The 12,670-nt window shown below is 72.6% G+C and carries 9 protein-coding genes; 4 read left to right on the forward strand and 5 right to left on the reverse strand.

Features of this window, described 5'->3' with window-relative positions:
* Nucleotides 1-133: 133 nt before the first annotated feature.
* Nucleotides 134-2,254, reverse strand: coding sequence for an ATP-dependent DNA helicase UvrD2 (locus tag AB0K11_RS02300; RefSeq protein ID WP_364971810.1), 2,121 nt, complete (start codon nt 2,252-2,254; stop codon nt 134-136).
* Between the two features lie 83 nt (nt 2,255-2,337).
* Between AB0K11_RS02300 and mrx1 the strand changes: the two genes are divergently transcribed.
* Nucleotides 2,338-2,592: a mycoredoxin Mrx1 gene (mrx1, locus tag AB0K11_RS02305; protein WP_364971811.1), complete on the forward strand. Its 255-nt coding sequence runs from the start codon at nt 2,338-2,340 to the stop codon at nt 2,590-2,592.
* A gap of 11 nt (nt 2,593-2,603) precedes the next feature.
* On the opposite strand, the gene nudC is transcribed toward mrx1, so the two are convergent.
* Complete coding sequence (gene nudC / locus AB0K11_RS02310) at nt 2,604-3,554, reverse strand: NAD(+) diphosphatase (protein ID WP_364971813.1); 951 nt, start codon at nt 3,552-3,554, stop codon at nt 2,604-2,606.
* On the reverse strand, nt 3,551-4,645 hold the full coding sequence (locus tag AB0K11_RS02315; RefSeq protein WP_364971814.1) for a potassium channel family protein: 1,095 nt from the start codon (nt 4,643-4,645) through the stop codon (nt 3,551-3,553). The genes nudC and AB0K11_RS02315 overlap by 4 nt, the downstream gene beginning before the upstream one ends.
* A 48-nt stretch (nt 4,646-4,693) precedes the next feature.
* Between AB0K11_RS02315 and AB0K11_RS02320 the strand changes: the two genes are divergently transcribed.
* Nucleotides 4,694-5,089 (forward strand): hypothetical protein, encoded by a 396-nt coding sequence (locus AB0K11_RS02320; protein WP_364971815.1) that lies wholly within the window; start codon nt 4,694-4,696, stop codon nt 5,087-5,089.
* A gap of 13 nt (nt 5,090-5,102) precedes the next feature.
* Here AB0K11_RS02320 and AB0K11_RS02325 read toward each other — a convergent pair whose 3' ends face one another.
* Nucleotides 5,103-8,336: an ATP-dependent DNA helicase gene (locus AB0K11_RS02325; RefSeq protein ID WP_364971817.1), complete on the reverse strand. Its 3,234-nt coding sequence runs from the start codon at nt 8,334-8,336 to the stop codon at nt 5,103-5,105.
* The gene (locus AB0K11_RS02330; RefSeq protein WP_364971818.1) at nt 8,333-11,479 is read right to left on the reverse strand and encodes an ATP-dependent DNA helicase; all 3,147 of its coding nucleotides are present in this window, start codon (nt 11,477-11,479) and stop codon (nt 8,333-8,335) included. The genes AB0K11_RS02325 and AB0K11_RS02330 overlap by 4 nt, the downstream gene beginning before the upstream one ends.
* A gap of 77 nt (nt 11,480-11,556) precedes the next feature.
* Between AB0K11_RS02330 and AB0K11_RS02335 the strand changes: the two genes are divergently transcribed.
* Entirely contained in the window at nt 11,557-12,366 is an 810-nt protein-coding gene (locus tag AB0K11_RS02335) for an alpha/beta hydrolase (RefSeq protein WP_364971819.1), read from the forward strand.
* A 1-nt stretch (nt 12,367) separates the two neighbouring features.
* Nucleotides 12,368-12,664 carry an MGMT family protein gene (locus AB0K11_RS02340; protein WP_364971821.1) on the forward strand — a complete coding sequence of 99 codons (297 nt, stop codon included), beginning with the start codon at nt 12,368-12,370 and terminating at the stop codon, nt 12,662-12,664.
* The last annotated feature ends 6 nt before the right edge of the window (nt 12,665-12,670 follow it).

Consider the following 12,670-nt stretch of genomic DNA (forward strand, 5'->3'; position numbering starts at 1 on the left):
CTGATCATGATCCGGGCACCCTCCTTCCGACTCGTCGCCCAACGTGTGATTCGAGGCTAAGCCTAACAGCGCAGCCGCACAACCTATTTTCTACCTGCGCTTTTGGCGGAATCTTTGCGATTCCTGGCCGCCTTCAGCCCCTCTCGCGCACCAGGGCCAGCACGTCGGGCCCGTACTGCTCGAGCTTGCGCGCACCGATGCCCGGAATCGCCACCAGCGCGGCGTCGTCGGTGGGCAGCGTCTCGGCGATGGCGATCAGCGTGTTGTCGGTGAAGACCACGTAGGCGGGCACTTTCAGCTCCTTGGAGGTCTGCAGCCGCCACTCCTTGAGCCGCCCGAGCAGTTCCTCGTCGAGGTCGGACGGGCAGGACTCGCAGCGGCGCAACATGATCGCCGGCGGACTGGTCAACGCGCCGTTGCAGACCCGGCAGCGCGGGGTGGCGCCCTTCTGGCGACGGGGCCGACCGGGGCCGGTGTCCGACGAGGCCTGCGGTGCGAGGCCGTTGAGGAAGCGCGACGGCCGCCTGCCCTGCCTGCCGCCTGGCGCGCGGGCCAGTGCCCAGCTCAGTGCGAGGTGCACGCGCGCCCGCGTGATGCCCACGTAGAGCAGCCGGCGTTCCTCCTCGACCGGTTCACTGTCGGGGCCGTGGGTCAGGGCGTGTGAGATCGGCAGCGTGCCGTCGGCAAGCCCGACCAGGAAGACCGCGTCCCATTCCAGCCCCTTGGCGGCGTGCAGCGACGCCAGGGTGACGCCCTGCACGACCGGTGGATGGCGGGAGTCGGCGCGCTGACGCAACTCGACCACCAGGGCGCGCAGGTCGAGATGCGGCCGCAGCGCCACCTCTTCGTCGACGAGTTCGGCCAGCGCGGCGAGCGCCTCCCAGCGTTCGCGCGCCCGCACGCCCGCGGGCGCCTCGGCCGTCAGCCCGAGCGGCTCGAGAAGGCCGCGCACCACCTCACCGAGTGCGGCCCCGGCCCCGTCGTCCTCGGCCCGTTCCGCGGCGCGCTGCAGGGCGAGCAGGGCCTGACGGATCTCCTGGCGGCTGAAGAAGCCCTCGCCGCCGCGCACCTGGAAGGCCACCCCGGCTTCGGTGAGCGCCTCCTCGTAGACCTCCGACTGGGCGTTGATGCGGTACAGCACCGCGATCTCGGCCGGGGAGGTGCCCGACTCGATGAGCCGGGCGATGGCCTTGGCGACGGACGCCGCCTCGGCGACTTCGTCGGGATGCTCGGAGAACGTCGGCTCGGGGCCCGGTGGACGCTGCCCCACCAGGTGCAGCTTGCTGCCTGCGATGCGTCCGCGCGCGGCGGCGATCACCCGGTTGGCCAGCGACACCACCTGCGGCGTGGACCGGTAGTCGCGTTCGAGCCGCACCACCGCGGCCTCGGGGTGCCGCCGGGAGAAGTCGAGCAGGTAGCGGGGCGTGGCGCCGGTGAAGGAGTAGATGGTCTGGTTCGCGTCGCCGACCACGGTGACGTCGTCGCGGGAACCGAGCCAGGCGTCGAGCACCCGCTGCTGCAGCGGTGTGACGTCCTGGTACTCGTCGACGACGAAACAGCGGTAGCGGTCCCGGAACTCCTGCGCGACCGCAGCGTCGTTCTCGATCGCCGCGGCGGTGTGCAGCAGCAGGTCGTCGAAGTCGAGCAGCGCGGCGTCGTCGTTGCGGGCCTTGAGCGCCTCGTAGCCGGCGTACACCGCGGCGATGCGGGCGGCGTCGAACGGGATGTCGCGGCCGATCTCGGCGACCGCGGCGGCGTAGCCCTCCGGGCTGATCAGCGACGCCTTCGCCCACTCGATCTCACCGGCGAGGTCGCGCACGTCGTCAGTGGAGGACTGCATCCCGGCCCGGTTCGCCGACTGCGCCACCACCGAGAACTTGCTGTCGAGCAGCCGCCAGCCGGTGTCGCCGACGACCCGCGGCCAGAAGTACTGCAGCTGGCGGCGCGCGGCGGCGTGGAACGTCATCGCCTGCACCGACGCCGTGCTGGCGTCGGAGTCCTGGTCGAGTGCACGCAACCGGGCGCGCATCTCACCGGCCGCCCGGGAGGTGAACGTGACGGCGAGCACCTGGCCCGGCGCCACGTGCCCGGCCGCGACGAGGTAGGCGATGCGCCGGGTGATGGTCCTGGTCTTGCCGGTGCCTGCGCCCGCCAGCACGCACACCGGGCCGCGGGGAGCGAGCACGGCTTCGCGCTGCTCGTCGTCGAGGTCGGTGAGCAGCGGCTCGAGCGACGAGCGGGCCTCTACCGACATGCGGTCCATCTTGACAGGGCGGTGTGACAAACGCCCGCCGCAGTGCCGGGCATGTTCGGCCCATCGGTTAGGTTGAATCCGTTATGACTGCTTCCGATACCGCCACCTTGACCATGTACACCACCTCGTGGTGCGGGTACTGCTCGCGGCTCAAGACCGCCCTGAGGTCCGAGGGGATCTCCTGGAGCGAGGTCGACATCGAGGCCGACCCGGCCGCCGCCGAGTTCGTCGGGTCGGTGAACGGCGGCAATCACGTCGTGCCGACCGTGAAGTTCCCGGACGGTTCGACGCTGACGAACCCGAGCATCAAGGACGTCAAGGCCAAACTCGCCGGGTAACCGGGGCGACGTCAGTCCTGGGCCGCCCAGGACTCGATGATCTCCCTGGCGATCGAGATCGATCCGGGCAGCAGAAGCCGTGACGGCGAGCGGCTGTTCCAGTCCCCGTGCTCGAGTGCGTCGCGGATCTCCGCCCGGGTGAACCAGCCCGCCTCGGCGATCTCCCCGTCGTTGTAGGAGAACTCCTGCTCGGGGTCGCCGATCGCGTGGAAGCCGACCATCAGCGAGCGCGGGAACGGCCACGGCTGGCTGCCCAGGTACTCGACGTCGGTGACCGTGAGCCCGACCTCCTCGGCGATCTCGCGGACCACGCACGCCTCGAACGATTCGCCCGCCTCGACGAACCCCGCGAGGATCGAGAACAGCCGTTCGGGCCACACCGTCTGGCGAGCCAGCACCGCGCGGTCGTGGCCGTCGTGCACCAGGCAGATCACCGCCGGGTCGATGCGCGGGAACTCCTCGTGGCCGGTCAGCGGGTTCGACCGGCCCCAGCCCGCCTTGATCGGTCGGGTCGGGGCGCCGTCGACCGGGCTGAACCGGGCGCTGTCGTGCCAGTTGAGCAGTGCCGTGGCGGTCGAGACGAGCTGGGCGCTGACGTCGTCGAAGATGTGCCCCGCCCGACGCAGGTCGAGCACCTCCACCGGTTCGGGACCCTCGGGCGGCTCCAACTCGCCGCGCACCGCCCAAACGTGTCGGCCGTCGTCGAGGCGACCCAGGAAGACCGCGTCGCCGGGGGGCGCGTCACCCAGTGCCGCGGCCGGTCCGAGCACCACCCGTCCGCCGCCGATCAGCACCTGGTTGCGCCGGTCCACCCGCAGCAGCAGGGCGTCGGCCCAGCCCGCGACCGCGGCGTCGACGTCGGTGCGCAGCGTGTCGGCCCGGTCGGCGCCGACCCTGGACAGCAGCGGGACGTTGCGCAGGCTGAACCTGGTCCCCCGTCGCTCCGGCACGCCGGAGGTCATCGCTCCGCGTCCGCGCTGCGGATGTGCAGCAGCCGGTCACCGGGTTCGAGCGCATCGACCTTCGGATCGTCGACGCGCAGCAGCTTCCCGTCGCGCACCACACCGAGCACGATGTCGGACAGATGCCGGGGTGAGCCGGCCACCTCTTTGGGCGTGACCTCTCGCTCGGCGATGGCGAAGCCTGCGTCCGGGGTCAGCAGGTCCTCCATCATCTCCACGACGCTCGGTGTCTGCACCGCGATCCCGAGCAGCCGGCCCGCGGTCTCCGAGGTGACCACCGTGGAGTCGGCCCCGGACTGCTGCAGCAGGTGCTGGTTCTCGGCCTCGCGGACCGCGGCGATGATCTTGGCGTTGGGGGCGAGTTCGCGGGCGGTCAGCGTCACCAGCACGGCGGTGTCGTCGCGGTTGGTGGCGACGATGATCGACTTCGCGTGCTGGGCGCTGGCCAGCCGGAGCACCTCCGAGTCGGTGGCGCTGCCGCGCACCGTGACCAGCCCCGCACTCTTGGCGCGCTCGAGGGCGGTGGGGTTCTCGTCGACGACCACGATGTCGGCCGGGGCGACCTCGTCGCCGATCATCGCCGCCACGGCGGTGCGGCCCTTCGTGCCGTAGCCGATGACGACGGTGTGGTTGCGCACTTTGTTCCTCCATCGCTGGATCTTCAACGCCTGGCGCGACTGCGTGGTGAGGGTTTCGACCGTGGTGCCGATCAGCACGATCAGGAAGGCGACCCGCAGCGGGGTGATCACCAGGACGTTGACCAGGCGGGCCGAATCGGTCACCGGCGTGATGTCGCCGTAGCCGGTCGTCGAGAGCGACACCGTGGCGTAGTACAGACAGTCCAGGAACGACAACGGGTTGTCGGCGTCCGGGGCGCTCTCGATGTCGCGGTAGCCGTGCCGGTCGAGGTAGACGATCAGGACCGCGGCGAACAGCGCGGACAACGCGTAGATCATCCGCATGACGATCCGGCGGGCCGGGCTGACGAACGGCTCCGGAATCGAGAGGACGTCGACCAGGTCGGCGTCCGGCCGGTTGGTCAGATCCTGGTCTACCGCGGCGAGCCGACGTCGCAACCTACCTTTGGCCACGAGGGCCGTTCATCGATCGCCCGGCAGTGCGCACGTCACAATGTAACCATGACCTCTCTCCCACCAGAACTGCAGCGGATCGCCGGCTCGTCCCGCGGGGCCAAGATGGGCGCGATGCTCGTCGGCATGGGGGTGCTGCACTTCGTGGCGCCCAAACCGTTCGACGGGATCGTCCCCGCCGAACTGCCCGGCACCGCGCGGTTTTACACCTACGCCTCAGGGGTCGCAGAACTCGCGGCGGGCGGGTTGCTGATCGCACCGCAGACCCGCAAGGTGGGCGCGCTGGCGGCGGTGGCGCTTTACCTCGCGGTGTTACCCGGCAACGTCAACATGGTCCGGCTGTGGTGGGACAAGCCGTGGCCGATGCGGGTGGCCGCGATCGCCCGCCTCCCCCTGCAGATCCCGATGATCACCCAGGCGCTCAAGGTCTACCGCGAGGCCTAGGACGCCGCACCGGTCAGGCCGCCTCCTGGTTCAGCAGCGCGGCCAGTTCGTCGACGCCGGGCAGGACGGCCGGACGCACGGTCTCGCCGGTGCGCACGTAGTGGAACGCCGCGCGCACCGAGGACACCGGACAATCCTGCAGCGCGGCCCAGGCCAGGCGGTACACCGCCAACTGCACGGCGGCCTGGGTGCGCGCCCGGTCGGTGTCGGGCGGCCCGCCGGTCTTCCAGTCCACCACCGTGACGCCGCCGTCGTCGTCGGCGAACACCGCGTCGATGCGGCCGCGCACCACGGTGTCGCCGATGACCATGTCGAACGGCACCTCCACGTCGATCGGGGTGCGCGCCGCCCAGGGCGACACCATGAACGCGGCCTCCAGTTCGGCCAGTGCCTCGGCCTCACCGCGGCGCAGCTCGCTGTCCACCGCACCAGGCAGGTCGTCGAGGTCGAACAACCGCTCGGCGCCGTAGAAGCGCTGCACCCAATCGTGAAAAGCGCTGCCCAGCAGTGCATGCGGGTCCGGCCGCATCGGCAGCCTGCGGGCCAGCCGCTGCGTGGCCGCCGCCGGATCCCTGCCGAGGTCCACCAGTGTGCTCACCGACACCTGTGCGGGCAGACCGACCTGCGCGGGCCGTCCGGTGCGTTCCCGCTCGGCCAGCAGCGCGTCGACGTCGGCCCGCCAGCCGTCGACATCGGCGTCCTGCCGGAGTTCACCGGCCATCGCCCGCATCACCAACGCGGCACCGCGATCCAGGTCGGCCCGCCGGCCACCCGCCGGATCCGGCGGCCAGACAGCCTTGACGACGTTCTCGCGCAACGGGTTCGGCTCACCGTCGGCCGGGGCCGGAGCCCAGTGTTCGACGACGCCGCACGGATCGCCGTCGGCCACCGAACGGTCGATGATGTCCTTGAGCTCGCAGAGGAAGTCGGACGGCCCCCGCGGTTTTGACTCAGCGGCGCCCCAGTGATGACCCGAGAGCAGCAGTGTGTCCTCGGCGCGGGTGAGCGCGACGTAGAGCAGCCGACGCTCTTCGTCGACACGGCGCTGTTCGAGACGGCTCTTGTGCTCGTGGATGCGGTCCGACAGCATCTTGCGGTCGTTGACGTCGGAGGTGTCCAGTACCGGGACCCCGTGGTCGGCCGCCGTCGCGCGGTCGCCGCGCAGCAGCGGCGGCAGGTCGGCGGCATCGGTGAGCCACGTCCGCGGCTGGGCGGTGGACGGGAACACCCGTGCACTCAGGTGCGGTACGGCGACCACCTGCCACTCCAGCCCCTTGGCGGCGTGCACGGTGAGGATCTGCACCCGGTTGGCCGACACCGACACCTCGGCCGGCGCCAGCCCGTTCTCCACGACCATGGCGGCGTCCAGGTAGGCCAGCAGTCCGCTCACCGTGGCGCCGGGCCGGGCCGCGAAATCCGCGACCACGTCGGCGAGCGTGTCCAGATGCTCGGCACCGGCCCAGCCTGCGCCGACGGGTTGGGCCGCACGGGCCTCGGCGTCGATGCCCAGCACCCGTCGCACGTCGGCGATCAGCTCGGGCAGCGGGAAACCCAGATGCGCGCGCAGGGCGGTCAGCTCACGGCCCAGCGCGACGATCCGGCGGTGACCCTCGGTCGAATACCGTTGCGCCGCACCGGGATCGCAGACGGCATCCGCGAGGCAGGCGGCGTCGGCATCGGGTGCGGTACGGGCCACGATCTCCTCGGTGGACGCCGACCCGGCCGGCGCCGCGGTGTCGTCGAGTTCGACGGCGCGCCGCCACAGCGCGGCGACGTCCTTGGCGCCGAGGCGCCACCTCGGACCGGTGAGCACCCGCATCGCGGCCGCACCGGCCGTGGGATCGGCCAGCAGCCGCAGCATCGCCACCACGTCGGCCACCTCGGGGATCGAGAGCAACCCGGCCAGGCCGACCACCTCCACCGGGACGCCGCGCGCGGTCAGCGCATCGGCCATGGGCGCGGCATCGGCGTTGCGGCGCAACAGCACCGCGGCCGTGGGCACGTCGTCGCCCGCACCGTGGTAGAGCGCGGCCACCCGGTCGGCCACCCACTCCCGTTCGGCCGCCAGGTCGTTCAGCAGCGCGCAGCGGATGGTGCCGGGTTCGGCCCCGGGGCGGGGCCGAAGCTCGCGCACGGCCACCGACCGGCGGCGGGCCTCCGCCGACACCTCGTTGGCCAACCGCAGCGCCCGCGGCGGATTCCGCCAGCTGGTCCGCAGTTCGAGCGTGGGCGCCGGAGTGCCGTCCGCATGCGGGAAGTCGGTCGCGAACCGGGGCAGGTTGGTGGCCGATGCGCCGCGCCAGCCGTAGATCGACTGGATCGGGTCGCCGACCGCGGTGAGCGCGAGACCGTCGTCCACCCCGCCGCCGAACAGCGACGACAACGCGATCCGCTGGGCGTGGCCGGTGTCCTGGTACTCGTCGAGCAGCACCACCCGATAGCGCTGCCGCACCTGGGCGCCGACCTGCGGGAAATCGGCGGCCAGCCGGGCGGCGGCCGCCATCTGCATGCCGAAGTCCATCACCTTGTCGGCCCGCATCCGGCGGTGCAGCGCGTCGATCAGCGGCACGAGTTCGGTTCGCTCGGTCTGCGTCGCCAGCAGCCGCAGCAGCCACTGGCTCGGGCCGCGGTCACGCTGGTACGGGCCCGCGGGAAGGGTGTGCACCAGCCGCTCCAACTCGACGTGGGTGTCGCGCAGCTGATCGGTGTCGACCAGGTGCTCGGCCAGCTGTCCGGCCAGGCGCAGCACCATCGCCGTCACCGCGGCCGGGGTCTTGTCCACCTGCAGCTCACCGGGATGCTCGCACACCACCCGGAAAGCCAACTGCCACAGCTCCGTCTCGCTGATCAGCCGGGTGTCCGGCTCGACCGGCAGCAGCAGCCCGTAGTCGCGCAACAGCGTGCCCGCGAAGGCGTGATAGGTGCTGACCGTCGCCGGGTCTGCGTCGTCTCCGCCGGGCAACAGCCCCACGCCCGCCAGCCGGGACAGCCGGCTGCGCACCCGGCGCAGGAGCTGCCCGGCGGCCTTACGGGTGAAGGTCAGGCCGAGCACCTCGCCGGGCGTGGCGTAGCCGTTGGCCACCAGCCACACCACCCGTGCGGCCATGGTCTCGGTCTTGCCCGCGCCCGCGCCCGCGATCACCACGAGCGGACCCGGCGGTGCGGAGATGACGGCGGCCTGCTCCTCGGTGGGCGCGAAAACGCCGAGCGCCGAGGCGAGTTCGGCGGGGCTGTAGCGGGGTGTCATGACCTCTCTTCTCCGACTGACTGGGCGGGGCAGCTGCCGCGAACGGGGCAGTGCGTGCAGCTGTCGTTGATCCGGGCGACGAACTGCGGACCCTGGGTCGCCGCCGCGGCCCGGCTGACCTGCTGCCGCCACTGCTGCTGAGCCTCGGGGGTGAGCGCATCCTGCTCGCGCTCGGCGGGGCCGCCTGCGGTGGCCTTGCCGAGGTACACCAGCCGACCGCCGCCGGGCTGGTCACCGTCGGACAGCAGGCCGGCCGCGACCGCCAGCTGGTACATGGCCAGCTGGGCGTGGCGCTGCGCGTCGTCCTTGGTGACGGGGCTCTTGCCGGTCTTCAGATCCACCACGACCAGCCGGCCGGCGTCGTCACGTTCGAGCCGGTCCAGCCGTCCGCGGACACGCACCCCCGGCGCTCCGTCGGCGCCCGGCTCGGCGATCAGCCCGTCGACATCGACCTCGGTGCCCACCTCGGTGAGGTCGCGGCGGGTCTGCTCGCGCCACTGCGCGAAACCCGCGAGCATGGCGCGGTGCCGCGTCAACTCGTTGTCGGCGTGCCACGGGGCCTCGAACGGCAGCTGCCGCCAGACTGTTTCGAGCTCGTTGACCAACTGGCTCTCCGTGCGGCCGGGGTCGGCGAGCAGGGCGTGCACGAGCGACCCGACCGCCGACCGCACGTCGCGGGCGTCACTGCCGCCGTGGCGCTCCAGCAGCCAGCGCAGCGGGCAGTCGGTCAGCGTCTGCAGCGTCGACGGCGACAGCGTGACGGTGTGGTCGGCGCCCGACCACAGCGGCTCGACGCTCGACACCGGCGTCATGCCGTACCACTGCGCGGGGTCGGCACCCGGGATACCCACCGCGGCCATCCGCGCCAATTGCGTTGCGGCGCATTCACGGGCGATGCCGTCGGAGCCGTCGCCCGGCGCACAGGCCACCGCCCGCAACCGGCCGACCAGCACGGCGGGGGCGAGTACGCGTGGGGCGCGGGCCGGGAGATCGGGCTCCGGCCGGAGATCGGTGGCCAGCGCCGCCAGTTCGTGGCAGAACGGCGATGGCAGCGCGGCCTCGTCGCCGGATTCACTGTCGACGGCGGTGGCCAGCACCCGGGTGCGGGCCCGGCCGAGTGCGGCGATCAGCAGGCGGCGTTCCTCGGCCAGCAGGGGCGCGCGGCTGGACAGCTCGCGGTCGGTGGCGGCGGCGACGCCGTCCAGCACGTCGACGAGGTGCTGTGTGCCGAGCACCCCGCCGCGTGGAACCGTGTTGGGCCACAGTCCTTCCTGCAGCCCGGCGATCACCACGAACTCCCACTCCCGGTCGAGTGCGGCGTGTGCGCTCAGCACCGCGACCGCGTCGGGTGCGGGCCGCTGGTCGCGCGGCGGTGGCGGCGGCCCGAGCGCGACGACATGGTCGATCAGACCTCGCAGCGAGGCGCCGGCCGTGCGGCTCACGTACTGCTCGGCGACGTCGAAGAGCGCGGTGACCGCGTCGAGATCGCGGTCGGCCTGCGCGCCGGGCGGGCCGCCGCGTTCGCTCGCCGACAACCAGCGTCGCTGCAGACCCGAGCGGTGCCAGGCCTGCCAGAGCGTGTCCCGCGGGTCGGCCCCCGCGGCGGCACTGCGGCGTGCCGCGGTCAGCACCGTGTGGATGCGACGTAGCGGGCGCTGCTGTTCCGGGGACAGGTCCGACGGCCCGTCCTCCAGCGCCGCGACGAGCAGGTCGGCGAAGTCGCGCGGCGGCCGGCTGCCGTCGGCCCGCCGCAGTGCACGGCGCAGCTGACGCAGCGACACCGGATCGACCCGGCCGATCGGCCCGGTGAGCAGCTCCTGGGCCCGCGCGCCGTCGAGGCCGTCGGCGGTGGCTTCGAGCACTGTCAGCAGCGCACGGACCGCAGGGAGATCGGCGAGCGGCGCGGAGGTGGGTGGCACGTCGACCGGTACACCGGCGGCCGACAGTGCCCGCGCCAGAGCCGAACCGGTGCGCGGCATCGACCGGACGAGGACCGCCATCTGCGACCACGGCACGTCGTCGACCAGATGGGCGCGGCGCAGCGCGTCGGCGATGACCGCGGCCTCGGCGTGCGGCGACACCGCCACCCGCACCGCGACGGTTCCGGTGCGGGTGGTGTCACCCGTGAGGTGGCGCACCGCCGACGCGGCGGGCAGCCTGCGGGCGAGCCCGGTGATGGCGTCGGCGACGGCGGACGCACAGCGGTGCGACGCCGTGAGCGTGACGACCGCGCCGTCCCCGTCGTCGCCGCCGCGCAGCAGTGCCGGGTCGGCGCCGCGGTAGCCGAACACCGCCTGGTCGGGATCGCCCGCGATGACCGTCAATTCGGCGCCGGTCGCCAGTACCCGCACCAGCCGGGCGGCCTGCGGATCGAGCTGCTGGGCGTCGTCGACGAGCAGCACGCGCAGCCGGGCGCGTTCGGCGGCGAGCAGGTCGGGGTCGCTGCCGAGGGCCTCCAGCGCGGCGCCGACCAGTTCGGCCGCGCCCAGCGCCGGAACGGTGGCCTGCGGCGCCGCCGCGCCGACCGCCGCACGCAGCAGCATGATCTGCTCGTAGGCCTGAGCGAACCGACCGGCCGCCTGCCACTCCGGCCGCCCCGACAACCGGCCGAGGCGTTGCAGCGCAACCGGATCCACACCCCGTTCGGCGCAGCGGGCCATCAGGTCGCGGATCTCGTTGGCGAAACCCACGGTGGCAAGGGCGGGGCGGAGGGCGGCGGGCCAGCCGCTCGCCGAGCGGTCACCGTCCTCGAGGTCGCCGGCGAGCATCTCCCGGATGATGCCGTCCTGCTCGGCGCCGGTGATCAGCCGCGGCGGCGGATCGCCGTTGCGCTGCGCGGCCATCCGCAGGACCGCGAACGCATACGAGTGCACCGTCCGCACCAGCGGTTCGCGCACCACCGTGCGGGTGCCGTCCCGCAACATGCGGCGGGTGATCACCGCACGGGCCTGTGCGCCGAGCCGGGCCGAACCCGTGAGCAGCAGAACGGATTCCGGATCGGTTCCGGCGGCGATGTGGGCGGCGGCGGTCTCGACCAGCAGGGCCGTCTTGCCCGTCCCCGGGCCGCCGAGCACACGCACGACGCCGCTGCGGCCGGGGCCGGTGAGCGAGGTCGGTGCCGGCTCGGTGCGTGACGCGGTCATGAGGGCATGACACCACGGGGGTCCGACATGTCGGTCCGCGTCGCCCTCCGGGACGGTCCGTCGGGCCGTCCGCTGGGATGGAGCCCTACCATCGACGCGTGACCTCGCGACTGCACGTGCACCGGTACGGGCCCTCGCGGCCCGCGCAGATCCTCGCCGTCCACGGCCTGACCGGGCACGGTCAGCGATGGCAGACCCTTGCCATCCACCATCTGTCCGGATACGCGGTGGCCGCACCCGATCTGATCGGGCACGGGCGGTCGTCGTGGGACGCGCCGTGGACGCTGTCGGAGAACACCACAGCGCTGGCGGCACTGCTCGACGCCGACGCCGGCGGTCCCGTCGTGGTGGTGGGGCACTCGTTCGGCGGCGCGGTGGCGCTCGACCTCGCCTGCGCTCGCCCGGATCTGGTTGCGGGCCTGGTGCTGCTCGATCCCGCGGTGGGGCTGGACGGCGCATGGATGCGCGAGATCGCCGACGACATGTTCGCCTCTCCCGACTACACCGACCGCGCCGAGGCGCGCGCCGAGAAGGCGAACGGGTCATGGGGTGAGGTCGATCCGGCCGAGCTGGACCGCGACCTCGACGAGCACCTGGTCGAGCTGCCCAGCGGGCGCAGCGGATGGCGGATCAGCATCCCGGCGATGATGTCGTACTGGAGCGAGCTGGCGCGGCCGGTCGCACTGCCCCGCGACGGCACCCGCACCACGCTGGTGCGAGCCCTGCGCACGCAGCCGCCCTACGCCTCCGACGAGCTGATCGCCGCACTGGATGCGACGCTGGGCTCGGATCTCGGGGTGCTGCAGTGGGATTGCGATCACATGGTGCCTCATGCCCGGCCTGCCGAGACGGCGGCGCTCATCCGGGCCCATCTCGAACGTCACTGACATGGCACCCATCACCGACGAGCAGGTCGAAGCCGTCCGTGCGCTGGTCGCCAGGATCCCGGCGGGCCGGGTGTCGACCTACGGCGACATCGCCGACGCCGCCGGGCTTTCCAGCCCGCGCATCGTCGGCTGGATCATGCGCACCGATTCGTCGGACCTGCCCTGGCACCGCGTCATCACCGCATCAGGTAGGCCCGCCGCCCACCTTGCCACCCGCCAACTCGAACTGCTGCGCGCCGAGGGTGTGCTCGCCGACGACGGCCGCGTCCGGTTGAGTGAGGCCCGGCACGCGTTCTGACGCGGC

Source organism: Mycobacterium sp. NPDC050551, from assembly GCF_040674075.1.
GTDB lineage: Bacteria > Actinomycetota > Actinomycetes > Mycobacteriales > Mycobacteriaceae > Mycobacterium.